24 protein-coding genes are annotated in these 26,533 nt (G+C 37.4%); 22 read left to right on the forward strand and 2 right to left on the reverse strand.

Going from position 1 to position 26,533, the window contains the following annotated elements:
• Positions 1-76: 76 nt before the first annotated feature.
• From hpf to AC4BC3_RS03285, 21 genes are all read left to right on the forward strand, one after another.
• Positions 77-631: a ribosome hibernation-promoting factor, HPF/YfiA family gene (gene hpf / locus AC4BC3_RS03185; RefSeq protein WP_067483801.1), complete on the forward strand. Its 555-nt coding sequence runs from the start codon at positions 77-79 to the stop codon at positions 629-631.
• Between the two features lie 207 nt (positions 632-838).
• A complete protein-coding gene (gene secA / locus AC4BC3_RS03190) occupies positions 839-3,373 on the forward strand; it encodes a preprotein translocase subunit SecA (protein ID WP_206907177.1) in 2,535 nt (844 codons plus the stop codon).
• Between the two features lie 150 nt (positions 3,374-3,523).
• Positions 3,524-4,625 (forward strand): peptide chain release factor 2 gene (gene prfB / locus AC4BC3_RS03195; protein WP_490466951.1). Its coding sequence is split into 2 segments (ribosomal slippage): positions 3,524-3,595 and positions 3,597-4,625, totalling 1,101 coding nucleotides; the frame shifts between segments, so codons are not numbered across the junction.
• A gap of 110 nt (positions 4,626-4,735) precedes the next feature.
• A complete protein-coding gene (gene ftsE, locus AC4BC3_RS03200) occupies positions 4,736-5,422 on the forward strand; it encodes a cell division ATP-binding protein FtsE (RefSeq protein WP_206907181.1) in 687 nt (228 codons plus the stop codon).
• Positions 5,415-6,299: a permease-like cell division protein FtsX gene (gene ftsX, locus AC4BC3_RS03205; RefSeq protein ID WP_206898437.1), complete on the forward strand. Its 885-nt coding sequence runs from the start codon at positions 5,415-5,417 to the stop codon at positions 6,297-6,299. Before ftsE ends, ftsX begins: the two co-directional genes overlap by 8 nt.
• Before the next feature lie 155 nt (positions 6,300-6,454).
• Positions 6,455-7,903, forward strand: a complete 1,449-nt coding sequence (gene cls / locus AC4BC3_RS03210; protein ID WP_206907184.1) for a cardiolipin synthase — start codon at positions 6,455-6,457, stop codon at positions 7,901-7,903.
• A gap of 350 nt (positions 7,904-8,253) precedes the next feature.
• Positions 8,254-9,111 carry a phosphate ABC transporter substrate-binding protein PstS gene (locus AC4BC3_RS03215; RefSeq protein WP_490466952.1) on the forward strand — a complete coding sequence of 286 codons (858 nt, stop codon included), beginning with the start codon at positions 8,254-8,256 and terminating at the stop codon, positions 9,109-9,111.
• Between the two features lie 114 nt (positions 9,112-9,225).
• A complete protein-coding gene (gene pstC / locus AC4BC3_RS03220) occupies positions 9,226-10,146 on the forward strand; it encodes a phosphate ABC transporter permease subunit PstC (RefSeq protein WP_206898440.1) in 921 nt (306 codons plus the stop codon).
• 1 nt (position 10,147) lies between these two features.
• On the forward strand, positions 10,148-11,032 hold the full coding sequence (gene pstA / locus AC4BC3_RS03225; protein WP_206898441.1) for a phosphate ABC transporter permease PstA: 885 nt from the start codon (positions 10,148-10,150) through the stop codon (positions 11,030-11,032).
• A 15-nt stretch (positions 11,033-11,047) separates the two neighbouring features.
• Positions 11,048-11,854, forward strand: a complete 807-nt coding sequence (gene pstB, locus AC4BC3_RS03230; RefSeq protein ID WP_206898442.1) for a phosphate ABC transporter ATP-binding protein PstB — start codon at positions 11,048-11,050, stop codon at positions 11,852-11,854.
• Positions 11,855-11,869: 15 nt separating this feature from the next.
• Positions 11,870-12,628: a phosphate ABC transporter ATP-binding protein PstB gene (pstB, locus tag AC4BC3_RS03235; RefSeq protein ID WP_206898443.1), complete on the forward strand. Its 759-nt coding sequence runs from the start codon at positions 11,870-11,872 to the stop codon at positions 12,626-12,628.
• Positions 12,629-12,640: 12 nt separating this feature from the next.
• Positions 12,641-13,318 carry a phosphate signaling complex protein PhoU gene (gene phoU, locus AC4BC3_RS03240; protein ID WP_067483819.1) on the forward strand — a complete coding sequence of 226 codons (678 nt, stop codon included), beginning with the start codon at positions 12,641-12,643 and terminating at the stop codon, positions 13,316-13,318.
• 402 nt (positions 13,319-13,720) lie between these two features.
• On the forward strand, positions 13,721-15,292 hold the full coding sequence (gene liaX, locus AC4BC3_RS03245; protein ID WP_490466953.1) for a daptomycin-sensing surface protein LiaX: 1,572 nt from the start codon (positions 13,721-13,723) through the stop codon (positions 15,290-15,292).
• A 176-nt stretch (positions 15,293-15,468) separates the two neighbouring features.
• Positions 15,469-15,774 carry a PspC domain-containing protein gene (locus tag AC4BC3_RS03250; RefSeq protein ID WP_206898445.1) on the forward strand — a complete coding sequence of 102 codons (306 nt, stop codon included), beginning with the start codon at positions 15,469-15,471 and terminating at the stop codon, positions 15,772-15,774.
• Complete coding sequence (locus tag AC4BC3_RS03255; protein ID WP_206898446.1) at positions 15,774-16,127, forward strand: phage holin family protein; 354 nt, start codon at positions 15,774-15,776, stop codon at positions 16,125-16,127. Before AC4BC3_RS03250 ends, AC4BC3_RS03255 begins: the two co-directional genes overlap by 1 nt.
• Before the next feature lie 205 nt (positions 16,128-16,332).
• Positions 16,333-17,268, forward strand: coding sequence for an HPr(Ser) kinase/phosphatase (gene hprK / locus AC4BC3_RS03260; protein WP_067483827.1), 936 nt, complete (start codon positions 16,333-16,335; stop codon positions 17,266-17,268).
• Between the two features lie 18 nt (positions 17,269-17,286).
• Complete coding sequence (gene lgt, locus AC4BC3_RS03265; protein ID WP_206907189.1) at positions 17,287-18,120, forward strand: prolipoprotein diacylglyceryl transferase; 834 nt, start codon at positions 17,287-17,289, stop codon at positions 18,118-18,120.
• A gap of 41 nt (positions 18,121-18,161) precedes the next feature.
• The gene (locus AC4BC3_RS03270) at positions 18,162-19,193 is read left to right on the forward strand and encodes an NAD(P)H-dependent glycerol-3-phosphate dehydrogenase (protein WP_206907192.1); all 1,032 of its coding nucleotides are present in this window, start codon (positions 18,162-18,164) and stop codon (positions 19,191-19,193) included.
• A gap of 14 nt (positions 19,194-19,207) precedes the next feature.
• Complete coding sequence (gene galU / locus AC4BC3_RS03275; protein WP_242589819.1) at positions 19,208-20,122, forward strand: UTP--glucose-1-phosphate uridylyltransferase GalU; 915 nt, start codon at positions 19,208-19,210, stop codon at positions 20,120-20,122.
• 154 nt (positions 20,123-20,276) lie between these two features.
• Positions 20,277-20,717 (forward strand): DUF948 domain-containing protein, encoded by a 441-nt coding sequence (locus AC4BC3_RS03280; RefSeq protein ID WP_206898449.1) that lies wholly within the window; start codon positions 20,277-20,279, stop codon positions 20,715-20,717.
• A 2-nt stretch (positions 20,718-20,719) separates the two neighbouring features.
• Positions 20,720-21,301: a YtxH domain-containing protein gene (locus AC4BC3_RS03285; RefSeq protein WP_490466954.1), complete on the forward strand. Its 582-nt coding sequence runs from the start codon at positions 20,720-20,722 to the stop codon at positions 21,299-21,301.
• A 269-nt stretch (positions 21,302-21,570) separates the two neighbouring features.
• On the opposite strand, the gene AC4BC3_RS03290 is transcribed toward AC4BC3_RS03285, so the two are convergent.
• Complete coding sequence (locus AC4BC3_RS03290) at positions 21,571-22,674, reverse strand: M24 family metallopeptidase (RefSeq protein ID WP_490466955.1); 1,104 nt, start codon at positions 22,672-22,674, stop codon at positions 21,571-21,573.
• A gap of 210 nt (positions 22,675-22,884) precedes the next feature.
• Here AC4BC3_RS03290 and ccpA point away from each other — a divergent pair, with 210 nt between their 5' ends.
• Positions 22,885-23,886, forward strand: coding sequence for a catabolite control protein A (gene ccpA / locus AC4BC3_RS03295; protein WP_067483841.1), 1,002 nt, complete (start codon positions 22,885-22,887; stop codon positions 23,884-23,886).
• 100 nt (positions 23,887-23,986) lie between these two features.
• Here ccpA and AC4BC3_RS03300 read toward each other — a convergent pair whose 3' ends face one another.
• Positions 23,987-26,341, reverse strand: coding sequence for a transglycosylase domain-containing protein (locus AC4BC3_RS03300; protein WP_490466956.1), 2,355 nt, complete (start codon positions 26,339-26,341; stop codon positions 23,987-23,989).
• Positions 26,342-26,533 lie beyond the last annotated feature (192 nt).

Here is a 26,533-nt window from a genome sequence, read left to right on the forward strand (position 1 = left end):
GATATAATATAAATAAGAAGAGGGAAAGAGTGGTCCTTCTCCTTCTTGATTGTGGTAGACGAAAGGGGTAATTTTTATGTTTAGATATAATGTACGTGGCGAAAATATCGAAGTAACTGAAGCGATTCGTGACTATGTTGAAAAAAAAGTAGGCAAGTTAGAACGTTATTTCAGTGATGCACCCGATGCTACAGCCCATGTAAACTTAAAAGTTTATACTGAAAAAACAGCAAAAGTGGAAGTAACGATTCCATTACCTTATCTTGTATTACGTGCGGAAGAAACTTCACCAGATTTATATGCAAGTATTGATTTGGTTGTTGATAAATTGGAACGTCAGATTCGCAAATTTAAAACAAAAATCAACCGCAAATCTCGTGAAACTGGCATGAATACTGCAAGTGCTGCAGTTTTATTCAATGAAGAAAACGGGGAAGGCGAAAACGAATCTGAATTAGATATCGTTCGCACAAAACGTTTGTCGTTGAAACCAATGGATAGTGAAGAAGCTGTCTTACAAATGAATATGTTAGGACACAACTTCTTTATCTTTGAAGATGCTGAAACCAATGGTACAAGTATCGTTTACCGTCGTAAAGATGGAAAATATGGTTTAATCGAAACTGACTAAAAAATAACTATTTTTTAAAACCTTATGGTGTCTAGCTTGACACCATAAGGTTTTTTTACATAAAAAAGCTGTATTTTTATTAAGAATAAAGAAGTTCATAGAATAATCTAGCTAAGATATTTCAATTATCTATAAGTAATGATAAAATGGATAGGAAAGTCTACATAAGCGAGATGGATATTGCAGAAAAAGGAGATTATACAACGAATGGCCAATTTTATACGTTCAATTATTGAAAATGATAAAAAAGAATTAAAACGTTTAGATAGCATTGCTAAAAAAGTTGAATCACATGCTGACAAAATGGCAGCTTTAACTGATGAGCAATTACAAGCAAAAACTGATGAATTTAAAGGTAGATACAAAAAAGGTGAAACCTTAGACCAATTATTACCAGAAGCGTTCGCCGTTGTTCGCGAAGCAGCGAAACGTGTCTTGGGTTTATATCCTTACCATGTCCAATTGATGGGTGGGATCGTTCTTCATGATGGGAACATTCCAGAGATGCGTACCGGTGAAGGTAAAACATTGACCGCTACTATGCCAGTGTATTTAAATGCATTGTCAGGTGAAGGTGTACACGTTGTTACTGTAAATGAATATTTAGCAACCCGTGACTCAACTGAAATGGGTGAGCTATATAATTTCTTAGGACTTAGCGTTGGTTTGAATATCAATTCTAAATCAGCTGATGAAAAACGTGACGCGTATAATTGTGATATTACTTATAGTACAAATAACGAATTAGGTTTTGACTATTTGCGTGACAACATGGTGGTTTATCGTAATCAAATGGTTCAACGACCATTGAACTATGCGATTGTCGATGAAGTGGATTCTATTTTGATCGATGAAGCCAGAACACCATTGATTATTTCAGGACAAGCAGAAAAATCAACTGCTTTATACACAAGAACAGATAACTTCGTTAAACGCTTGAAGGAAGAAGAAGACTATAAAATCGACGTTCAGTCAAAAACGATTGGGTTAACTGAAACGGGTATCGAAAAGGCAGAAGAAACTTTTGGGTTAGAAAACTTATATGACATTGAAAACACTGCTTTGACACATCACTTAGATCAAGCATTACGTGCGAACTACATCATGTTACTTGATATTGATTATGTGGTTCAAGACGGAAAAGTCATGATCGTTGACCAATTTACTGGTCGTATCATGGATGGTCGTCGTTACTCTGATGGACTTCACCAAGCAATTGAAGCAAAAGAAGGCGTAGAAATCGAAGACGAAACAAAAACAATGGCTTCGATCACATTCCAAAACTATTTCCGTATGTACAAAAAACTTTCTGGGATGACTGGTACTGCGAAAACGGAAGAAGAAGAATTTAGAGAAATCTATAACATTCAAGTTATTCAAATTCCAACGAACCGTCCAGTTATTCGTGATGACCGTGCAGATTTACTTTATCCAACGTTGGAAAGTAAATTCCATGCGGTTGTTCAAGATATCAAAGATCGTTATCGTAAAGGACAACCAGTCTTAGTAGGTACAGTTGCGGTTGAAACATCTGAATTACTATCAGATATGTTGAATCGCGAACGGATTCCGCATGAAGTATTGAATGCTAAAAATCATTTTAAAGAAGCCGAAATCATCATGAATGCTGGTCAAAAAGGTGCAGTTACGATTGCTACCAACATGGCTGGTCGTGGGACGGATATCAAGTTAGGTCTTGGTGTACGTGAATTAGGCGGTTTAGCTGTTATTGGTACGGAACGTCATGAATCTCGTCGTATCGATAATCAGTTGCGTGGACGTGCTGGACGTCAAGGAGACCCAGGTATGTCACAATTTTATCTTTCATTAGAAGATGATTTGATGAAACGTTTTGGTTCAGAACGAATCAAGGCTTTCTTGGATCGAATGAAAATTGGGGATGAAGATGCGGTTATCCAAAGTAAAATGTTAACAAAACAAGTTGAGTCTGCTCAAAAACGAGTAGAAGGAAACAACTATGATACGCGTAAAAATGTCTTACAATATGACGATGTGATGCGTGAACAACGTGAAGTAATCTATAAACAACGTCAAGATGTCATCATGGAAGAAACTAGTTTGTCTCAACCATTGATGAATATGGTCAAAAGAACAATTAGCCGTGTAGTAGATGCACACACACAACTAGAAAAAGAAAATTGGAACCTTGAAGGCATTGTTGACTTTGCCGGAAATGCGATTGTCCATGAAGACAGCATCAGTGTGAAAGAGCTTGAAGGAAAAACGCCAGAAGAAATGAAAGCTTATTTAAATGAGTTAGCACAGGATGTGTTTGATACAAAAGCCAACCATTTAAATGGTCCTGAACAACTCTTAGAATTTGAAAAAGTTGTTATCTTGCGCGTGGTTGATTCAAAATGGACAGATCATATTGATGCTATGGATCAATTACGTCAATCAATTGGGCTACGTGCATACGGGCAAAATAATCCGCTAGTTGAGTATCAAACAGAAGGATACAAAATGTTTGAAGATATGGTCGGTGCAATTGAATATGAAGTGACTCGATTATTCATGAAAGCTGAAATCCGTCAAAATGTTCAACGAGAACAAGTATCTCAAGGCGAAGCTTCGCATGCCACAGAAGCAAGTGCAGAAGAAAAAAGTAACACAAGTGCAAAAAAACAACCAGTTCAAGTGAATAAAGTTGGACGAAATGATCCTTGTCCTTGTGGAAGCGGAAAAAAATATAAAAACTGCCACGGGAAAAATGAAGCTTAATCATTTTTAAATAGAAAGAAGCTGGTGAGAGAAGTTCTTTTTAGAAAGAATTTGTCTCACCTTCTTTCTGTTATCTTTAGATTCTGGTAGACTAGAAAAAGAAGTGAAAAGAAGACGAAAAAGATTGTCCAGAGAAAGAAGGAAGCAAACATGGAAATTTTTGAGATTCGCAATTTGTTAGCTGACATGCAAGAGAAGGTCACAAGCTTTAGGGGGTCTCTTTGACTTAGATCAGTTAGAAGAATCGATTGCGCAAGCGGAGTATAAGATGGCTGAACCGGGTTTTTGGGATGACAGTGTTGCTGCTCAACAAGTGATCAATGAAAATAATGCGAATAAAGAAACTTATGACCAATTCCATTCATTAGCGGATGAATTGGAAGAATTAGAACTGTTGACGGAATTGTTGCAAGAAGAACCAGATGCAGAAATGCAAACAGAATTGGAAACACGATTACATGCGTTAAATGAAAAAATGAAGACGTATGAGTTAGCTATGTTACTTGATGGACCTTATGATCGAAATAACGCTATTTTGGAATTACATCCTGGAGCAGGCGGAACAGAATCACAAGATTGGGGCAGCATGTTATTGCGTATGTATACACGCTGGTCAGAACAGCATGGGTATCAAGTGGAAATCTTGGATTATCAAGCCGGTGACGAAGCGGGAATCAAGAGTGTTACTTTACTCATCAAAGGACATAATGCATTTGGGTATTTGAAATCTGAAAAAGGTGTTCATCGCTTGGTTCGAATATCACCGTTTGATTCAGCAAAAAGACGTCACACTTCTTTTTGTTCAGTGGATGTTATGCCTGAACTGGATGAAACAATTGATATTGAAATCAATCCAGATGAGTTAAAAATCGATACGTATCGTGCCAGTGGAGCTGGTGGACAGCACATTAATAAAACAGAATCTGCTGTGCGAATCACACATATACCAACTGGAACAGTGGTTGCCAGCCAAGCACAACGTTCCCAGTTAAAAAATAGAGAGCAAGCAATGGGGATGTTGAAGGCTAAACTTTATCAACTCGAAGTAGAGAAAAAAGAGCAGGAAGCTGCAGCATTGCGTGGTGAACAAAAAGAAATTGGTTGGGGTTCACAAATCCGTTCCTATGTATTCCATCCTTACTCAATGGTTAAAGATCACCGAACAAATGTGGAAACCGGGAATGTTCAAGCGGTCATGGATGGAGACATAGACCTATTTATTGATGCTTACCTAAAACTACATTTGGTATAACATTAGTGGATTATTATTTAATTGACATAAAATTGTAAAATTTTGCAAGCAACTTGAAACATTGCCATGCTATAATGGCTGAAGACTGAAAAAGATATGGAGAGAATGCCATGATTGAAATGAAGGATGTAATGAAGAAGTACTCCAATGGTACGACTGCCATCCGCAATCTCTCGGTCGTTATCGATCAAGGAGAATTTGTTTATGTAGTTGGACCATCAGGAGCAGGGAAATCTACATTTATCAAATTGATGTACCGAGAAGAAAAAGCAACTAAGGGAACATTGAATATTGCAGGACACGATTTGATGGCTATCAAAAATCGTGAAGTTCCTTATTTACGCAGAGAAATTGGAATTGTCTTCCAAGATTATAAACTACTCCCACGGAAAACTGTTTATGAAAATGTTGCTTACGCTATGCAAGTAATTGGTCGTAAACCACGTGAAATCAAAAAACGTGTGATGGAAGTTTTAGATTTAGTTGGGTTAAAACATAAAGTACGTGTTTTTCCAAGCGAATTATCTGGTGGGGAACAACAACGTGTTGCGATTGCACGCGCGATTGTAAACACACCAAAAGTTTTGATTGCAGATGAACCTACAGGTAATTTAGACCCTGAAAATTCATGGGAAATCATGAAACTCCTTGATCGCATCAATGGACAAGGAACGACAGTTGTTATGGCAACACATAACAGTACGATCGTAAATACAATTCGTCATCGGGTAATCGCTATTGAAAATGGACGAATTATTCGAGACCAAGCGGAAGGGGAATACGGATACGATGATTAGAACCTTTTTCCGCCACCTATTAGAAAGTATCAAAAGCTTGAAACGTAACGGCTGGATGACTGTTGCCTCTGTTAGTGCGGTAACAATCACTTTAGCACTTGTTGGTATTTTTATGGCTGTTATTATGAATGCAACCAAACTTGCACAAGATATTGAAGGAAACGTAGATGTTTCAGTTTTTGTTGATATTGGTACAAAAGAGGCGGATATCAAAAAATTAGGAACAGAATTAGAAAAACTTGATCATGTTGAAAAAGTGTCTTTTTCAAGTAAAGACCAAGAATTGAAAAAAATCCAAGCAGCAATGGGTGATTCATGGAATCTATTTGAAGGAGATAGCAATCCTTTATATGATGTATATGTGGTAAGTGCAACCGAACCTTCTTATACCAAAGAGGTCTCAAAAGAAGCAGCAAAATTATCTAACGTTTATCGTGCAGATTATGGAGGTACTTCTTCAGATCGGATTTTTGAAATTGCAGGAGCTGTTCGTACATGGGGATTAGCAGCTGCGGCATTGTTATTATTTGTTGCTATGTTCTTGATCTCTAACACGATACGCATTACGATTTTATCTCGTCAAAGAGAAATTCAAATCATGCGTTTAGTTGGAGCAAAAAATGGCTATATTCGTTGGCCTTTCTTCCTAGAAGGCGGTTGGATCGGTTTGATTGGCGCAATTATTCCGATGTTGATCTTAACATTTGGTTATCGTGAAATTTTCCAATTGGTCAATCCATCACTCTTGCGCTCGAACTATTCATTATTACAACCAGCAGACTTTGTTTGGAAAATCAATGTCTTGATGACTGGTATCGGAGTAATCATTGGTTCTTTAGGATCAACAATCTCAATGAGACGATTCCTGAAAATTTAATCAATCATTTACAGTAGAAAACATTGTACTCATGAAAACTGAGTACAATGTTTTTTTTATGGTGAAAAAATGGCTTGAAGCGTATTCTTTTTTCTCTTTACTTTAAAAAAAAACTTGGTTATGCTTAGGAGGTTAGAAAATGAAGAGGTGAATCCATGAAGGTGATTGTTGATAATTTTTTTACGATCATTTTGATTGCGAATATTTTATTATCGCTAATCATTGTGTTTCGTGAAAGAAGAGAAACAGCACAAACATGGGCTTGGTTACTTGTGTTGATGTTTATCCCAATTTTAGGATTTATTCTATATATTTTTTTTGGTAGGGGAATTTCAAAAGATAAAATTTTTGATTTGAAGATGCAAGGAAAAATTGGGATGAATTTGGAAATTGAAGAAGATAAACAAGCGTTAAAACGTGGACTGTATCCCCATCCGCCAACCGGACAAGCCGATGTTAGACAACTGATTTATATGTTGACTGTTTCAGAAGGAACGTTATACACGTCTCAAAACGAAGTTACTTTATTTACAGATGGCCGTGAAAAATTTGATGCGTTGATTGACGATATCAATCATGCCCAAAACCATATCCACCTCGAGTATTATATTTATCGAAGCGATGATTTGGGAGTCGAACTACGGGATGCCTTGATCTCGGCTGCACGACGAGGTGTAAAAGTACGGGTTTTATTAGATGCATGGGGATCTACGCAAGTTTCACTAAGTTTCTTTGATGAATTAAAGAAACATGGCGGGGAAGTTGCTTTCTTTTTCCCTTTATTTGTTCCGTATATCAATCCGCGAATCAATTACCGAAATCATCGGAAAATCGTTGTAATTGATGGACAGATTGGTTATACAGGTGGATTCAATGTGGGGAATGAGTACTTAGGTTTGGTCAAAAAATTTGGGTATTGGCGTGATAACCATTTAAGAATCTATGGTGAAGCTGTTTATAGCTTACAAAATCGCTTTTTGATGGATTGGAATTCTCAACATACAAATGAAGTCAGTTACTCACCAGATTTTTTCCCGAGGATTAATTCTACAGGGGACATGGCTGTACAAATCGTGACTAGTGGGCCTGATTCGGAACACGAACAGATCAAAATGACTTATTTAAAAATGATTTCTTTAGCTAAACGAGAAATTTTGATTCAGACACCTTATTATATTCCTGATGGCTCCATTCATGAGGCGCTCAAGCTGGCTTTGCTAGCAGGCGTAAAAGTTCATTTACAAATTCCGAATAAACCAGACCATCCATTGGTTTACTGGGCAACTTATTCTTTCGCAGCGGAACTGATTGAGTACGGTGCAATCGTTGAAACCTACGAGAATGGCTTTATTCATGCGAAGACGATGATTATTGACGGGGGCGTCGTTTCGGTAGGCTCGGCAAATATTGATGTTCGTTCTTTCCGTTTAGATTTTGAAGTCAATACATTAGTGTATGATGAACGAATGGCTTCGCAAGTACGCAAAGCATTTTTTGATGACTCAAATGTATCAAAACAATTGACAAGAGAAATTTATGAAAATAGAGGCACGATAATCAAACTTAAAGAAGGGTTAGCAAGATTAGTTTCACCATTACTTTAAGAGGGATAAGCAAAAAGGACTTGAAGCATAAATCGCTGATTTATGTTCCAAGTCCTTTTTTATCGGGGTCACTTCTGAATAAATTCAGAAATGAAGAAAACGTCTCAATCCACTTTTGTGAACTTTGGGGTATTTCTTGATTTTTGGGGAAAGCAAGAAATAAGTTCGCTCAAGTTTTTTTGAGAGACGCATTTCAGAAATAGTATAGCATAGTCAAAAATAATGAGATAGTTTTATTTTTATTTTATCAAAAATAACTCATCAATTCGTTATTTAATAATTTTGATTCGTTTTCAATAAACACGGAAAATGTTAGAATAAAATTACTTTATGACTAAAGGAGATTTTTAATGAAAAAATTAAAATTATTATTACCAGTATTGGGATTAGCCATTCTTTTATCTGGATGTGCAAAATGGATTGATCGTGGGGAATCAATTACAGCAGTAGGATCTTCTGCATTGCAGCCACTAGTTGAAACTGTTGCGGAAAGCTACCAAACAGAAAATCCCGGAAAATTCGTCAACGTCCAAGGTGGTGGTAGCGGAACTGGTTTATCTCAAGTGCAATCTGGTGCCGTAGACATCGGAAACTCTGACTTGTTTGCTGAGGAAAAATCTGGAATTGATGCAAAAGCTTTGGTAGATCATAAAGTTGCTGTTGTTGGAATCACGCCGATTGTGAATAAAAAAGTGGGTGTCACAGATATTTCCATGGAAGAATTAAAAAAACTATTTACTGGTGAAATCAAGAATTGGAAAGAGCTTGGTGGAAACGATCAGGCAGTGGTTATTTTAAACCGTGCTTCTGGAAGTGGGACACGTAGTACATTTGAAAAATGGGTCCTAGATGGTGAATCTGCAATCCAAGCACAAGAGCAAGATTCAAGTGGAATGGTTCGCCAAATCGTTGCCGACACACCTGGAGCAATCAGCTATGTCGCTTTTTCTTATGTAAAAGACGAAGTAGCAACACTTAAAATCGACGGTGTAGAACCAACAGATGAAAATGTAACAACCAATGAATGGACTATTTGGGCATATGAACATATGTATACAAAAGGTAAGCCAACGGAGTTAACGGATGAATTTTTAGCGTACATTCTTTCAGACGAGATTCAAAATAATATCGTTGGTGAACTAGGTTATATCCCAGTTTCACAAATGAAAGTGGAACGTGACTGGGAAGGAAACATCATTTCTGAATAACCTTTACAAAAAATTTACAAACTTAGCGAAACTTTTACATGTTATTAAAACCAAATTGATGTTTGTTTTGTACACTAAACAAGTATGTTAAACCTGAGCAAGGGGGAGTCATCTGTGGAGGATGTAAAAAAAGTATTATTAACAAAATCGAAGCGTTCAAAAATGGAGCAACGTGGAAAATTTATTAGTTTTCTTTGTATCGCTTTAATTGTTTTAGTGGTATTAGCTATTTTTTATTTTGTTGCAAGTAAGGGGTTAGCAACTTTCTTTGTTGATAAGGTGAACGTGTTCGACTTTTTATTTGGTACGAGTTGGAACCCAAGTCAAGTTGGTCCAGATGGAAAACCGATGGTTGGGGCATTGCCAATGATCACCGGATCTTTTATCGTGACATTTTTATCTGCAATCATCGCAACACCATTTGCTATTGGAGCAGCGGTTTTCATGACGGAAATTTCACCGAAAAATGGAACAAAAATTTTACAACCAGTGATTGAGCTGCTAGTTGGTATTCCATCAGTAGTTTATGGGTTTATTGGTTTATCTGTGATTGTACCGTTTGTCCGTAACGTCTTTGGTGGTACAGGTTTCGGGATCTTGGCCGGAACATTTGTCTTGTTTGTTATGATTTTGCCAACGGTCACAACGATGACTGTTGATGCGCTGAAGTCTGTGCCTAGACATTATCGGGAAGCATCATTAGCTTTAGGCGCAACGAGATGGCAAACTATTTATAAAGTGGTTCTTAGAGCGGCCGTACCTGGAATTTTGACAGCAGTTGTTTTCGGAATGGCACGTGCATTTGGAGAAGCATTGGCGATCCAAATGGTTATTGGGAATGCAGCATTGATGCCAACTAGCCTAACAACACCTGCATCAACTTTGACTTCGATTTTAACAATGGGAATCGGAAACACGATCATGGGCACGATTGAAAACAATGTGTTATGGTCCTTAGCTTTGATCCTATTATTGATGTCATTATTCTTCAATATTATTATCCGCATGATTGGTAAGAAGGGAGCCTTAAAATAAGATGAATGCAAAACGTTCCGATAAAATCGCAACTGGTATTTTATATGCCGTTTCTGGAATCATTGTTTTGATTTTGGCTGCTTTGTTACTGTATATTTTAGTACGTGGGATTCCTCATATCTCTTGGTCGTTCTTGACTGAACCTTCCAAGGCCTATCAAGAAGGTGGGGGTGTAGGAGTTCAATTATTCAACTCCATCTATTTATTACTGATTACAATGATCATTAGTTTTCCCTTATCACTTGGTGCAGGTATCTATCTTTCTGAATATGCAAGTAAGAACTGGCTGACAGATGTAGTCCGTACTTCTATTGAGATCTTGAGTTCATTACCATCTGTCGTTGTTGGTTTGTTTGGTTTCTTAGTCTTTGTTATTCAGTTTCAATATGGTTTCTCTATTTTGTCTGGTGCGTTAGCGTTGACTGTGTTTAATCTACCGCTTTTGACAAGAACGGTGGAAGAATCATTACAAGCTGTTCATTACACACAACGAGAAGCAGGCTTAGCTTTAGGTTTATCACGTTGGGAAACAGTTTTAAAAGTTGTTGTTCCAGAAGCAACACCGGGGATTTTAACGGGGGTCATCTTGAGTTCTGGAAGAATCTTTGGTGAAGCGGCTGCCTTGATTTATACCGCAGGACAAAGTGCGCCAGCTCTTGACTTTAGTAACTGGAACCCATTGAGTGTTTCAAGTCCGATTAGTATCTTCCGCCAAGCGGAAACATTGGCTGTTCATATTTGGAAAATCAATACTGAAGGAACGATGCCAGATGGTGCTGCTGTATCAGCTGGAGCATCAGCCGTACTGATCATTGCCGTCTTGCTCTTCAACTTTGGCGCACGCGCGATTGGGAAACGGTTATACCGTAAAATGACTTCAGCCTAAGGAGAAGAAGAAACTATGAAAGAATACAATTTGAATGATACAAATATCATCACAATGCCTCCGGAAAAGAAAATTGCTTTACACACGGAAGATTTACATGTCTGGTACGGTGACAATGAAGCAATCAAAGGTGTTGATTTAGAATTTGAAAAAAATAAAATCACTGCCTTGATCGGTCCTTCTGGTTGTGGGAAGTCCACTTATTTACGTTCACTGAATCGAATGAATGATGGAATTGCAAATACAAAAATCACGGGAAAAATCATGTATAAGGATGTTGATGTCAATGCACCACAAGTCGATGTGTATGAAATGCGCAAACGAATCGGCATGGTATTCCAGCGTCCTAACCCATTCAGTAAATCAATTTATGAAAATATCACGTTTGCTTTGAAGCAACATGGCGAAAAAGATAAAAAGAAACTAGATGAAATTGTTGAAACTAGTTTGAAACAAGCCGCTTTGTGGGATCAGGTCAAAGATAACCTTGATAAAAGTGCATTAGCCTTATCAGGGGGGCAACAGCAACGTCTATGTATTGCCCGCGCAATTGCAATGAAACCAGATATTTTATTATTGGATGAACCAGCAAGTGCATTAGATCCTATTTCGACAGGTACTGTGGAAGAAACCCTAGTGAACTTGAAGGAAGACTTTACTATCATTATTGTCACGCACAATATGCAACAAGCTGCGCGTATCAGTGACTACACAGCATTCTTTTACTTAGGGAAAGTGATTGAATACGATCAAACGAAAAAGATATTTACTAGACCGAAAATTCAAGCAACCGAAGATTATGTGTCCGGTCATTTTGGTTAAAACGGAGGCTTCACTATGACAAAAGAAATTATTTCATCAAAAGATCTTCATTTATATTATGGTAAAAAAGAAGCTTTAAAAGGCATCGACTTAAGTATCAACCAAGGTGAGATTACTGCGATGATTGGACCTTCAGGTTGTGGAAAGTCCACTTACTTGCGTTCATTGAACCGAATGAATGACTTGATTCCTGGTGTAACGATTACCGGTAGTGTGCTGTATAAAGGAAAAGATATCTACGGTCCTAAAACGGATACCGTTGAGCTAAGGAAAGAAATCGGTATGGTATTCCAACAGCCTAATCCCTTTCCTTTTTCAATCTATGAGAACGTTATTTATGGGTTAAGACTAAAAGGCGAAAAAGATAAAAAAGTGTTGGATCAAGTAGTTGAAGAAAGTCTGAAAGCTGCCTCTGTTTGGGATGATGTGAAGGATAAACTGCATAAGAGCGCATTATCTTTATCTGGTGGGCAACAACAACGGGTATGTATCGCACGTGTGTTAGCAGTCAATCCAGAAATTATTTTATTAGATGAACCAACAAGCGCGCTTGACCCTGTTTCAACTGGAAAAATTGAAAGTATGTTGTTAGAATTGAAAGAGAATTATACGATGATCATGGTTACACATAATATGTCACAAGCTTCTCGTATCTCAGATAAAACAGCTTTTTTCTTAGATGGCCATTTAATTGAATTCAATGATACAAAGAAAATTTTCATGAATCCAGAAAAACAAGAAACAGAAGATTACATCTCAGGACGATTCGGATAAGGGGGAAATAAAATGCTACGAACGCAATTTGAAGAGGAATTACTAAACCTTCATAATCAATTTTATGAAATGGGTATGATGGTCAGCAGTGCGGTGCATAAGTCTGTTCGCTCTTATGTGAAACATGACAAAGCCCTTGCACAAGAAGTAATCGAAAACGATACAAATATCAATGATATGGAAATTCGTTTAGAAAAGAAAAGCTTTGAAATGATTGCTTTACAACAACCAGTAACGACAGACTTGCGTATGATTATTACAGTTATGAAAGCAAGTTCTGATTTGGAAAGAATGGCGGATCACGCGGTATCTGTTGCAAAATCAACGATTCGCGTCAAAGGACAAACGAGAATTCCTGAAATCGAAAAAGAAATTTCGGATATGTCGGACTATGTTAAGAAAATGGTTGATAATGTATTGGTTGCCTATGTCAAAACGGACGAAAAAGACGCTCGAACAATTGCAAATATGGATCAACGTGTAAATGAATATTTCAATCGAATCTACAATGCAACAATCAAAAATATGGAAGCTAATCCAGAAACAGTCATTAGTGGAACAGACTATTTAAATGTTGCGAGTTATTTGGAACGTATCGGTGACTATGTGACCAATATTTGTGAGTGGATCGTTTACTTGGCGACGGGAAAGATTACGGAATTGAATACGACCCATGATGAAATTTTTTAAAAAGGTTGTGGCGCAAAGCGTGTAGCTCCGAATAGATAACGAGCAAGCACTCAAAATAGCTTTCTATATTTTGAAGTGAATGCAAGTTATATGAAGGAGTTGCTTTGGGAACACCGTGAAAAAGGTTGTGGCGCAAAGCGTGTAGCTCTGACAGGATAGTGCACAAGCACTTTAAAAAGTTAGAACGCAACAACAAAAAACAAACTCACCTTTAAGAGGCTAGGAGAAAACGCAATTCGTTTTCTCCTAGCCTCTTTTTTTAGTATGATTAATGAGTAGATGAAATGACGGAAGATGGAGAAAAAGTTACATCTTAAGTCCTATGACATTTTCTTCAAATGAAGGCATAATATGGATGTAAGGAAAAGTTGCAAACAATATTTGCTCAAGGAGGCAATTTCCATGAAAGAAAGAGAACGTATTTTAGATTTAGTAAAAAAAGGAATTCTTTCGACAGAAGAAGGTTTAGATTTGTTAGAAAGTATGGCAACTGAAAAAGACGAAAAGTTAATTAAAAAAGAAGCAGACAAAGTAACTGCTAGTCATAAAGAAAAAGATCAAGTAAGTCAATTGATGGATGATTTAGAAAATGACGAAGAAGAAACTCTCGCTGATCCTGAAATCGATCCAAAGGAAAAAGAAAAACAAGACCAAGAAAACTTAGAAAAAATTCTTGATGAATTAGCAACAGAAGCAAACAAAGCATCTGCACATTTAGATGAAGTGAATGCTGAACTACAAGAAAATCGACAAGCACGCAATGACAAACAGGAAGCATTGATGCAGTTGAACACGAAAGAAGAACTAGATGAGTTAACCCCAGAAGAACTTGAACAACGTCAAACATTGGAAAGTGAAATCCAAGGGTTAGAAGCAGAAGGCAACAAGCTAGTTGAACAACAATTAAAACTTGAAGCAGAATTAAAAGATATTCGTAAAAATCAATGGTCAGAAACAAAAGATTCAATTGCTGAAAAGTTTGAATTACCAGATGATTGGAAAGAACAAGCAACGGATACATTGAACCAAGTTGGTGAAAAAATGTCTGAAGCGGGTAGCCAATTAGGCAAGTTCTTGAAGAAAACATTCCAAACCGTTTCTGATTCTGTGAACGACAATATGGAATGGAAAGACGTCAATTTACGTGTTCCTGGCATTGCGACAACAAAATTTGAACATGAATTTTACTATGAAGCACCAGAAGCAAGTATTATTGACATCAAAGCAGCAAATGGGAACGTGATTTTGAAAACTTGGGATAGCGAAGATGTCAAAGTAGAAGCAAAAATCAAACTCTACGGAAAAATGACAGCTGAACCATTTGATGCCTTTTTAGAAAGAAGTCAGATCGAGGTCAATGAAGACCATATTTCTTTCCAAATTCCGAATAAACGTGTACGAGCAGATCTTGTTTTCTACTTGCCAACTCGTTTGTACGACCACGTAGCAATCAAGTTGCTTAACGGGAACATCACAATCAAAGGTCTAGAAACGAAAGACACGTATGCAAAATCAACGAACGGAAATATCTTAATCAATGAGTTAACAGCAACTATGTTAGAAATTGAAGGAGTCAATGGCAATATTGACGTGAACCGCGGTCAAATTCTAGACTCAATCATTGAAACAGTTAATGGAACAGTCACTATGGCAACAACTCCTGAAAATATTTCGGTATCATTAGTCAATGGAGATGTTCGCTTGACGTTAACAGAAGATTCGCTAAGAAAAGTCGAAGCAAGCTCTGTCAATGGAAACGTGAAAGTAGCATTACCGGAAACGTTAGGTGTCGAAGGGCATGCTAAAACAAGCTTAGGCAGTATCAATAGCCGCATGAGCGAGTATGACGTTGTTCGCGAAAAGAAAGAAAGAACCAATCAAATGTTACAATTCCGTCGTATTTCTGATACAGGAATTGCCCAAGTTCAGTTATCAACCACAACTGGTAATATCTTCTTGAAAGATGCTGAATAAAGGATCAGTAAACAAAGAAACAGTTACAAGATGAACAAAGAATAGCCCAAAAAAAGTGGGCTATTCTGGATTGTTCATTCTTATCTGTATAGTCCAAAAAAAATCGTGGAGCAGACTTTTGTTTCCCAATATTTTCGATTAAAATAGTAAAATAGGTAGGACAGAGGTGAAATAGAATGAAAAAAAAATTAACGAAATCAACTGATAATATTGTATTAACCGGTACACTTGCAGGAATTGCAGAGTTTCTTGGTATAGACCCAACCATTGTTCGTGTGGTGTATGTCTTTTTGAGTCTTGTAGCATTTGGCAGTCCAATTATTTTGTACATTTTACTAGCTATCATCATACCATCTGGTAAATCTTCTCGTACAAACTATGGTCACAATAATGAATACTACCAAAAAAATAATTACCGTGAACAAACGAATAAACGTAAAGAAGCTGAAAAGATCGATGATGATGATTGGAGTGACTTCTAATGTCTTATTTCCAACGAATCGTTGTGAATACTTTGACATTCATTTCACTAGCAGTCATTTTTCCCCAAATGATTCATGTAAGTAGCATTTGGACAGCGGTGTTAGCCAGTTTTGTTTTATCAGTGTTGAACATGTTTGTTAAACCGATTTTAACAATCTTGTCTTTACCGCTGACCTTAGTTACGTTTGGTTTGTTTAGCTTTGTAGTGAACGCGGCAATTTTAAAATTGACTTCCTTCTTTGTCGGAGCAGCTAATTTTGGATTTGCATCATTTGGTGCAGCATTTTTAGTAGCAATTGTTATGTCATTAGTAAATGTTGTTGTTAGTGAGCATAATTTAAATCGTCAGTAACTATGAAAAGATAATGACAAAAAAATCAGCATTTCTTTGTTTAACAAAAGAAAAATGGAGATTGCAGGGAAAGTTCAACAGACTTTTCTTGCAATCTTTTTTTATTTAAAAAAGAAATAAAACGTTTTTTTTATTTGGTAGTAAGTTTGGATAGACAATGATAAAATAAAAATGAACACCCTAATAGAAATGAGGTTGCATGGATATGGCAGAAGTAGTTAAAGTTAGCCAACTGGTTGAAAAATTATCTTTAGAAATCGTGACCGGCGATGAAAAAAGTTTAGAGCGTGTCATAGTCACAGGTGACATTTCACGTCCAGGCTTAGAATTGACCGGTTATTTTAGTTATTATTCACATGATCGGCTTCAGTTATTTGGAAGCAAAGAAATTAGTTTTGCAGAGCGCATGATTCCAGAGGAACGTTTGATGATCATGCGACGCTTATGCAGCGAAGATATGCCCGCGTTTATTATCTCCAGAGGTTTATCTGCACCAGAAGAAATGATTCAGGCTGCAAATGAACATGGGATGGCTGTTTTGCGTTCACCAATTTCAACATCACGTTTGTTAGGAGAACTTTCTAGCTATTTAGACGGACGATTAGCACCACGAACAAGCGTCCATGGTGTTTTAGTGGATGTTTATGGATTAGGTGTCTTGATCCAAGGTGATAGTGGTATTGGTAAGAGTGAAACAGCGCTAGAGTTGATCAAGCGTGGTCACCGTTTGATTGCAGATGACCGAGTAGATGTCTATCAACAAGATGAACTGACCGTGATTGGTGAACCACCAAAAATTTTGGAGCATTTGATTGAGATTCGTGGAATTGGGATCATCGATGTCATGAACTTGTTCGGTGCAAGTGCGGTACGTGGCTCGATGCAAGTGCAATTGGCAGTCTATTTAGAGGCTTGGGCGAAAGATAAAAAATATGATCGGTTAGGTTCGGAAGATACGTCGGTTGAAATTGCAGAAGTCGGCATCCCACAAATCAAAATCCCAGTGAAGACTGGACGAAATGTGGCGATCATCATTGAAGTTGCTGCGATGAATTTCCGTGCGAAAACAATGGGATTTGACGCAACAAAAACATTTGAAGAACGATTAAGTCGTTTAATCGAAGAAAATTCAGGAAATTAATAAATAAGGAGTGACAAAATGCTCGCACAAATCAATCGAGTAGCGTTTGAGCTTGCCGGTATCCCTATTTATTGGTATGCATTGATCATTGTTTCAGGGATCATTATTGCCATGTGGCTAAGCACAAGGGAAGCAGTCAGAGTCGGTATGAAAGCAGATGACGTGACGGATTTCATGCTATGGGGATTACCACTTTCAATCATCGGTGCTCGTTTATATTATATTCTTTTTGACCTACCGCAATATATTGCAGACCCAATCCAGATTTTTAATATTCGCTCGGGTGGGCTAGCAATTTATGGGGGACTGATTGCTGGTGGACTTACAATGTATTTCTTCACCAAGTATCACTTTATCTCGCCGTGGACTTTTCTGGATATCGCAGCACCTAGCGTGTTGCTTGCACAAGCCATTGGACGGTGGGGAAATTTTATGAATCATGAAGCTTTTGGTCCAGAAACAACTCGTAGCTTTTTAGAAAGTCTACATTTACCACAGTTTATTATTGAAAATATGTACATTGATGGCGCGTTTCGTCAACCGACTTTTCTCTATGAATCTGTATGGAGTTTGCTAGGCGTCGTCTTGTTATTGGTATTGAGGAAACGACCACATCTGCTAAAAAAAGGAGAAGTTTTTCTTTTATATCTTATCTGGTACAGTTTCGGACGTTTCTTCATCGAAGGACTTCGAACAGATAGCTTATACTTCTTAGATGTCATTCGTATTTCTCAATTACTTTCAGCGGTACTATTTATTGGAACCATCGCCGTATTCATTTTACGTCGTAAAAAAGATAAAAATCTAACAGATTATGATCGAAGTTTTGGTGAGAACCAATCAATTATTTAAATTGATCAAGCAAACAATGTTCCGTGCAAAGGAGTGATTAAATGCAACAAAAAATCGCAGTGTTAGGTCCTGGGTCATGGGGGACGGCACTAGCTCAGGTGCTTGCAGAAAATGGTCATGATGTAAGGATCTGGGGACACCGAGCAGAACAAGTAACTGAAATCAACACAAAGCATACGAATCAACGATATTTACCAGAACTGAAGTTAGCAACATCTATTCGGGCGTTTACTGAAATGGAAGAAGCCTTAGCTGAGGTAGATACTATTTTATTCGTGGTGCCAACGAAAGCCATTCGCTCTGTTGCGCAAGAAGTAATAATGAAAATGACACCAAACACGAAGCCTGTCATCATTCATGCCAGCAAGGGATTGGAACAAAAGACCCATAAGCGCATTTCAGAAATTTTACTAGAAGAAATCCCAGTGGAACAAAGAAAAGCAGTCGTTGTCTTATCTGGACCAAGTCATGCTGAGGAAGTAGTCAATCATGATATCACAACAATCACAGCAGCAAGTACGAATACAGAAGCTGCAAAATACGTCCAAGAATTATTTATGAACAGTTATTTCCGAGTTTATACCAATCCTGACGTCATCGGAGTTGAGATGGGGGCAGCGCTGAAAAATATTATTGCGATCGGCACAGGAGCCATTCATGGTCTGGGTTTTGGCGATAATGCCAAAGCTGCAATCATGACAAGAGGCTTAGCTGAAATCAGTCGTTTAGGCGTTGCAATGGGTGCTAACCCGTTAACCTTCATTGGATTAAGCGGTGTTGGTGATCTGATCGTCACAGGGACGAGTGTTCATTCTCGTAATTGGCGGGCGGGAAATTTATTAGGACAAGGCCAAAAATTACCCGAAGTATTGGAAAATATGGGGATGGTAGTCGAAGGTGTCAATACGACACAAGCAGCTATGGAATTAGCCCGTAGTATGGGTGTGGAAATGCCGATAACACAAACGATTTATGAAGTTCTCTATGAAGGAAAAGATATCAAAAAAGCAGCAAAAGAAATTATGCTACGTGATGGAAAAGTTGAAAACGAATTTTCATTAACTATTTTTTAAAGGAGTCGTCAATCATGAAAGTAAAAAAAGCAGTTATTCCAGCAGCTGGATTAGGAACAAGATTTTTACCAGCTACGAAAGCAATGGCCAAAGAAATGTTACCAATCGTGGACAAACCAACGATTCAATTTATCGTCGAAGAAGCATTGAAATCAGGTATTGAAGATATTTTGATTGTTACTGGAAAAGCGAAACGTCCAATTGAAGATCATTTTGATGCCAATATTGAACTAGAAACAAATCTTCGTGAAAAAGGAAAAAATGATTTATTGAAATTAGTTGAAGAAACAACTGATGTTAATCTACATTTCATCCGTCAATCTCATCCTAAAGGGTTAGGACATGCTGTTTTGCAAGCCAAAGCATTTATCGGTAATGAACCATTTGTTGTCATGCTTGGTGATGACATCATGGAAGACAAGATTCCGTTAACACAGCAATTGATCAATGACTATGAAGAAACGCATGCTTCAACCCTTGCTGTGATGGAAGTACCACATGAAGAAACATCAAAATATGGTATTATCAATCCAGGCGGCGAATTAGAAAAAGGGCTGTACAATGTGAAAAACTTTGTAGAAAAACCAGATCCAAGCAAAGCACCAAGTGACTTAGCAATCATTGGCCGCTACTTGTTGACTCCAGAAATCTTTGATGTTTTAGAAAACCAAGAACCTGGTGCGGGAAATGAAATCCAATTAACGGATGCCATTGACACTTTGAATAAAACACAGCGCGTCTTCGCTCGTCAATTTACAGGTCAACGTTTTGATGTGGGAGACAAATTTGGGTTTATGAAAACAAGTATTGAATATGGATTAAAACATCCAGAAGTTGGTGCGCCATTAAAAGAATATATCATTGAGTTGAGCAAAACATTAGCAACTCCAGCAAAAGAAACAAAAAAAGTTGAATCAAAAGAAAAATAAGTTACTTTTGCGTAAGAAAGAGCCTCAACTACTCATAGTTTACTAGTAGTTGAGGCTTTTTTTTTCATAAAAACAAGAATTGGTAGTATTTTATTTGTCTAAAAAAATGGGAAATGCTATTCTTAAGAGGAGAGACAAGGGAAGGAGATTGATTATGACAGGCGGAGAAATCGCAGGATTGATTGCAGCAATTGCCTTTGCTGTGTTAGTAGTATTTTTAGTACGAATTTTGATGCAAGTATCAAAAACGTTAGAAAAAGTGGATAAAACTGTTGCAGAAGCAAATACAACGATTGCCATTGTAACAAAAGATGTGGATATCTTATCACGACAAGTAGAAGGTCTACTTGTGAAAAGTAATGACTTGCTTGAAGATGTCAATGGGAAAGTCGCAACAATTGATCCATTGTTTACAGCTGTAGCTGATCTAAGTGAAAGTGTTTCAGAATTGAATTCTTCAAGTAAAAATTTAGTGACAAAAGTTGGCGGTATTGGTAAGACAACCGCTAAGGCAACGGTTGCTGGAAAAGTCGGCGGAACAGCAATGAAATTTTTTAAAAATAAAAAACAAGATGAACAGACAGGAGGAATTTAAATATGGCTAAAAAAGGTGGATTTCTATTAGGTGCAGTAATTGGTGGAACAGCAGCGGCAGTGGCAGCGTTATTGTTAGCACCAAAATCAGGAAAAGAGTTACGTGATGAGCTAGCAGCACAAGCAGATGATTTATTGGATGCAGCTTCAGATTATACTGATCTTGCAAAAGAAAAATCTGCAGAATTAACAGATATCGCAAAAGAAAAAGCGGCAGACCTCTCACAACAAGCAGGTGAGTTAGCTGGAAATATCAAAAATAAAGTCGATCAAACGACTGACCAAGTAAGTGATGAATCAGATGATATTTTAGTTAATTTAAAAGAACAATCAGCAGACCTATCTGATCGTTTTAAAAAATCAGCAGACGAACTAAAAGAGCAAACAGCAGATTTAGGCAGTCTTGCAAAAGACACAACAGCAGATATTGCAGGAGATGTGAAGGTTTCTGCAGTACAAGCAAAAGAAACAGTCAAAGATGGTGTTGCAGAAGCAAAACCTGTCGTTGAAGATGCAAAAGATTTAGCAGACATGGCAAAAGAAGATGTAAAAGATGCTACTAAAAAAGTTGTAGAAGAAAAATAAACTACATTGTTAAAGAGGGCAGGTCGGAATAATTTCCGATCTACCCTCTTTTTGTGTTAAGTATCGTGGAGTGAAATCAATTTAAACAATCCGTTTCTTTGTTTGCTAAATGCCATTAGTAAAATGAGCCTCTGTGTGCTATAACCTCAAGTCACGGTGTTCCCCAAGCAACTTCCAGGGCAATAAGTCTTCTTGTCATAAAAAACATAGGAAGCCATTTTTAGGCAAGCATCCTTATTGCTTGAAGCTGACCACTTGGAGCCACAACCTTATTCCAAAATCAACAATTCTTTAGGCGTTGTCGTAAATGGCACACAGCCATCTTTCGTTACATAAACACAATCTTCAATACGCACACCAACTTGCTCAGGAATATAAATACCTGGTTCAAGAGAGAAGCACATACCTTCTTCAATAACTAAATCGTTACCTTCAACTAAAGATGGATATTCATGAACAGTTGTCCCAATTCCATGTCCTAAACGATGATTGAAGTATTCACCATAGCCATAGCGATCAATTACACCACGAGCAATCTGATCCAATTCACCAGCAGTAATTCCAGGACGAACAGCATCATGGGCTGCTAGCTGAGCTTCTAATGTGATAGTGTAGATTTTTTCTTGGAATTCAGTTGGTTTTTTGTAAGCAATCGTTCGAGTTGCGTCACTACAATAACCGTCCCAAACAACACCTAAGTCGAATAGGACCAGTTCGTTAGGTTTAACAGGTGTATTTCCTGGTGCACCATGAGGACTAGCAGCATTTTTTCCAGCTAAAACTAACGTATCAAAAGACATTTGTGAAACGCCTTGTTTTTTCAATTGGTATTCAATTTCAGCAATGATTGCTTGTTCTGTAATACCTTCTTTTACTGCTTGGAAGCCAATTTCAAAAGCAACATCTGCCCATTTTCCAGCAGCAATCAATTTATCTTTTTCTTCAACTGTTTTGATCAATTGCAAACGTTGAATCACTGAAGTCAAGTCTGTAAAGAAATCTGTACCAGATAAAATATCTGACAGATAGTCAAAACGTTCAACAGTCAAAGCATTTTTTTCTATCCCAACATTACCGGGTTGACCATAGCGTGCGCGAATTTCTTTGCCAATGATTTCCCAAGGGTTTTCACTGTCAAGGTAACCGCGAACATCAAATGTCCAACCACTATTTTTTGCATCATCAACTTCTAAAGCTGGCGTAAATAAAAATGGGTCTTGTTCTAATGGAATGAATAACGCAAGCACTCGTTCGTGGGGATCACTTTCATAACCTGAGAAATATGCGATATGTCCAGGATCACTGATGTAAGCAAGCGCAACCTGATTATCTGCCATCCATTGACGCAATTCATTGATTTTTACATTGTTCATTTAGCTTCCTTCTTTCTGATAATTCAAACTATTTCTCATTGTAACATTAAATTTTTCGAAAGACCATTCCGATAAATTGAAAGAAAAACATAATTTTCATGAAAACACTGTTAAAACGGTTGCAATCCACAAAATAATTTGATATTCTAATTTAGAAATGTAAGTCGTATTTTCAGAAAAAATCAGATAAATAAGAACGGGAGAACACAAATGGAAAAACAAACAATTACTATCTACGATGTAGCTAGAGAAGCAAATGTGTCAATGGCAACTGTTTCACGTGTAGTGAACGGAAACCCAAATGTTAAACCTGCGACACGAAAGAAAGTTTTGGAAGTAATCGATCGTCTTGATTATCGACCAAATGCTGTTGCGCGTGGACTAGCAAGCAAGAAAACTACTACTGTTGGTGTAATTATTCCTGATGTCAGCAATATGTTTTTTGCTTCATTAGCTCGAGGAATCGATGACGTTGCTACAATGTACAAATACAATATCATTTTGGCTAACTCAGATGGTAACGACCAAAAAGAAGTAAACGTACTAAACAACTTGTTAGCAAAACAAGTTGATGGTGTGATTTTTATGGGTCATCATATTACGGATGAAATCCGCGGAGAATTTTCTCGCTCAAAAACACCAGTTGTTTTGGCTGGCTCTATTGACCCAGATGAACAAGTAGGTAGTGTAAATATTGATTATACTTCTGCAACAAAAGATGCAGTGAATCAATTAGCTAAAAACGGCAACGAAAAAATTGCTTTCGTTAGTGGTGCACTAATTGATCCAATCAACGGTCAAAACCGTTTGAAAGGGTACAAAGATGCATTGAAAGAAAACAACTTACCTTATAGTGAAGGGTTGATTTTCGAAGCAAGTTATAATTTCAAAGATGGTTTGTCATTAGTTGATCGTATCCATAACAGCGGAGCAACTGCTGTGTACGTTTCAGATGATGAATTAGCGATTGGTATTTTAGATGGCATGCTAGATAAAGGAATCAAAGTTCCGGAAGAATTTGAGATCATTACAAGCAACAATTCACTGCTAACAGAAGTAGCTCGTCCTCGTTTGACAAGCATTACCCAGCCTTTGTATGATATTGGCGCAGTTTCAATGCGTTTGTTGACAAAAATGATGAACAAAGAGGAAGTTGAAGAAAAAACAATTGTTTTACCTTATGGAATTGAAGAAAAAGGTTCAACAAAATAATTTTGACTTAAAAGCTAGCCATGAGCAATCCATTTGATTGCTCATGGCTAGCTTTTTTATACAAAGTAAAAACCCACGACGCCTATCGTGGGTTTTGCTTTTAATCATTATTCTTTTTGGTATCTTTTGTTTTGGAAGTTGTACGTGCATAGGCAGAAGCAGTTTTCCAATAATCCGTATAATTTTCATCTGTTCCACCAATACCAAATTTAAAGGTGCTCTTTTCTGGCTCATTTTTTGCCCAAAGAGATTCAACCGTATTACTTGGTGTTTGGATCGAACGTTTATTGACTGTAACTTTTCCAGGAAGTTGACCAGTAAAGGAAGCAACTTTTTCTTTTTTGACATCAGAGGAAAGTTCAAATTTTTCTTGTGTTGCAAAAACAGTTGGATTCGTTTGATAGACACGATTGATTAAATAAGCTAAATAGTTTGCGGAACGTTTTCCGGCTTGATTGTCCATTGGAGTGTTATCATCGTGTCCAGACCAACTGCTAATTGTAACCGATGGTGTTGAAACAATTAACCAAGAATCACGATATTCGTTGGTTGAACCAGTTTTTCCAACCCAATCAGCATTCCCTAACGTGCCATCTAGATTTGTAATCACTTCTTTAAATGGTGTAGTGATTTTTTGATCTAATACACTACGCATTAAGTTATTCATAATTGAAGCGGCTGCTTCTGAATAGACACGTACCGGCTTTTCTTCATGTTTGTAAATAACATTTCCTTCGTTATCTGTGATTGAATCAATCAGATAACCTTCTTGGTACACACCATTATTAGCTAATGTTTGAAATCCATTTGTTTGCTGAAGGGTGGTCACTTCTACAGTTCCTAATGGTGCAGATTCAACACCCCAGTTATCATTTTTCGGATAGTTCATCTTAGCTAAATAGTTATCATAAGCAGATTGTTTTGATCCACCTGAATCAAGTACATTTTGATACAAATGATAGGCAGGTATGTTATTTGACCAGTCTAAAGACTCACGAATCGTTTGGAAGGTATTGAGGTGTTGATTGGTTGCATTCACAATTTCCTCGCCAGAATTTGCGCCTTCTTTCCAAGTCGTCGTGTAGTTAGAAATTCGTGATTCGGAACCAACTAAGCCCATATCAATCGCGGGGCCATAAACCAATACTGGCTTGATTGAAGAACCAGCTTGGCGCATCATATCGAAGGCGTGATTATTTTGGCTTTGAGCGTAATCACGACTGCCAACGAAACCATAAATTCGACCCGTTCGATTGTCCATTAACACATTCCCAGTTTCGACACGAGTACCGGAAACGTCATCTAATAAATAACCATAATTTGCAACTGCATCCTGCATAGCTGCATAAATATCTTTATCAATGGTTGAATGAACGGTATAGCCTTTGTTTTGGATTGTTTGTTGTGCTTTTTGGTAGTAAGCATCGTACGTTTTACTATCAGTAAGGTCAGCATTATCTTTTTCGGCTAGTTGCTTAGTTACAATTTCAGTTGCATTATTCATAACAGTATAATAGAGAAATTCACGATCATTTTGTTCGGCAATTTGTTGTGGTAAGAAATCTTTGGTCAAATCGTGAGCTTTTGCTGCTTCGTATTCTTCCTTTGTGATCTTCTTTTCACGATACATACTGAATAAAACAAAATCTTTTCGTTCAAGTCCGTCAGAAACGTCTTCTTTCAAAGCACCAGTATTCGTGTAAGGACTATAAGTAATCGGACTTTGGGGCAAACCAGCAATAAAAGCAGCTTGCGGTAGAGAAACATCTTTTGCATCTACACCAAAAATTCCTTTTGCAGCTTCCTGCACACCAGCGATATTTTGTCCTTTGTTATTTCGGCCAAAAGGAGAAACGTTCAGATAGGTTGAAATAATCTCATCTTTAGAAAAATACTTTTCGACTTGTGCAGAAAGTAAAATCTCATTGGCTTTTCTTTTGAAGGTTGTTTCATCAGTCAAGATTTGTTGCTTAACTAATTGCTGTGTCAATGTCGAACCACCAGAAGAACCAATCCCAGTAGCTTCAGAAACTAAAGCACGCAAGACTGCTTTAGGTACAAAACCATCATGTTCATCAAAATACTCATCCTCTGTACTAATAATCGCTGTTTTTAATAGAGGAGAAATCTTGTCTGAAGCGACGGTCGTTCGCATCAAATCTGTTTGAATGGTTGAAATCTCACTATTATCTGAATAGACAAGCTTAGATGTTTCTGTGATGTTGCCTAGATCAGCTTGCAATTCTTCTTTTGTTGGTGTCTGAGTATCTTCAACAAGGTAAGCAAAATAACCAGCCCCAATCCCGAGGCCAAGTGCACCAGCTAGTAACAAAAGTACGACAATCACGACTGCTAACGACTGAAAAACTCTAAAAATAATTTTAGGAATAAACCATTTTTCGGTGTTCGCGTGTTTCTTCCTTTTTTTAATATCTTTTTGTGGCAAAAGAGTCACCTCAACTATTGAATTATTTCGCTAATTATAGCAAAAAAACAGGCAAAAAAACAGGTTCTGCATTTTTTAGGATAAAATGACCAATTTTAATTGAAAAAAAGCATTCTTTTTGAAGAATTTTTTCAAGAGACAATCCTTAAACTTTTCTTTATGTATGGTTTCGGTTAAGATGAAAAAAGGGCTCAAAACAGA

The sequence above is a fragment of the Enterococcus sp. AAFC-DPL-6103 genome (assembly GCF_058216595.1).

What these genes read in the sequence shown, in the direction of transcription:
- hpf (WP_067483801.1), top strand. Translation starts at nt 77, where the DNA reads ATGTTTAGATATAATGTACGTGGCGAAAATATCGAAGTAACTGAAGCG.
- secA (WP_206907177.1), top strand. Translation starts at nt 839, where the DNA reads ATGGCCAATTTTATACGTTCAATTATTGAAAATGATAAAAAAGAATTA.
- ftsE (WP_206907181.1), top strand. Translation starts at nt 4,736, where the DNA reads ATGATTGAAATGAAGGATGTAATGAAGAAGTACTCCAATGGTACGACT.
- ftsX (WP_206898437.1), top strand. Translation starts at nt 5,415, where the DNA reads ATGATTAGAACCTTTTTCCGCCACCTATTAGAAAGTATCAAAAGCTTG.
- cls (WP_206907184.1), top strand. Translation starts at nt 6,455, where the DNA reads ATGAAGGTGATTGTTGATAATTTTTTTACGATCATTTTGATTGCGAAT.
- AC4BC3_RS03215 (WP_490466952.1), top strand. Translation starts at nt 8,254, where the DNA reads ATGAAAAAATTAAAATTATTATTACCAGTATTGGGATTAGCCATTCTT.
- pstA (WP_206898441.1), top strand. Translation starts at nt 10,148, where the DNA reads ATGAATGCAAAACGTTCCGATAAAATCGCAACTGGTATTTTATATGCC.
- pstB (WP_206898442.1), top strand. Translation starts at nt 11,048, where the DNA reads ATGAAAGAATACAATTTGAATGATACAAATATCATCACAATGCCTCCG.
- pstB (WP_206898443.1), top strand. Translation starts at nt 11,870, where the DNA reads ATGACAAAAGAAATTATTTCATCAAAAGATCTTCATTTATATTATGGT.
- phoU (WP_067483819.1), top strand. Translation starts at nt 12,641, where the DNA reads ATGCTACGAACGCAATTTGAAGAGGAATTACTAAACCTTCATAATCAA.
- liaX (WP_490466953.1), top strand. Translation starts at nt 13,721, where the DNA reads ATGAAAGAAAGAGAACGTATTTTAGATTTAGTAAAAAAAGGAATTCTT.
- AC4BC3_RS03250 (WP_206898445.1), top strand. Translation starts at nt 15,469, where the DNA reads ATGAAAAAAAAATTAACGAAATCAACTGATAATATTGTATTAACCGGT.
- AC4BC3_RS03255 (WP_206898446.1), top strand. Translation starts at nt 15,774, where the DNA reads ATGTCTTATTTCCAACGAATCGTTGTGAATACTTTGACATTCATTTCA.
- hprK (WP_067483827.1), top strand. Translation starts at nt 16,333, where the DNA reads ATGGCAGAAGTAGTTAAAGTTAGCCAACTGGTTGAAAAATTATCTTTA.
- lgt (WP_206907189.1), top strand. Translation starts at nt 17,287, where the DNA reads ATGCTCGCACAAATCAATCGAGTAGCGTTTGAGCTTGCCGGTATCCCT.
- AC4BC3_RS03270 (WP_206907192.1), top strand. Translation starts at nt 18,162, where the DNA reads ATGCAACAAAAAATCGCAGTGTTAGGTCCTGGGTCATGGGGGACGGCA.
- galU (WP_242589819.1), top strand. Translation starts at nt 19,208, where the DNA reads ATGAAAGTAAAAAAAGCAGTTATTCCAGCAGCTGGATTAGGAACAAGA.
- AC4BC3_RS03280 (WP_206898449.1), top strand. Translation starts at nt 20,277, where the DNA reads ATGACAGGCGGAGAAATCGCAGGATTGATTGCAGCAATTGCCTTTGCT.
- AC4BC3_RS03285 (WP_490466954.1), top strand. Translation starts at nt 20,720, where the DNA reads ATGGCTAAAAAAGGTGGATTTCTATTAGGTGCAGTAATTGGTGGAACA.
- AC4BC3_RS03290 (WP_490466955.1), bottom strand. Translation starts at nt 22,674, where the DNA reads ATGAACAATGTAAAAATCAATGAATTGCGTCAATGGATGGCAGATAAT.
- ccpA (WP_067483841.1), top strand. Translation starts at nt 22,885, where the DNA reads ATGGAAAAACAAACAATTACTATCTACGATGTAGCTAGAGAAGCAAAT.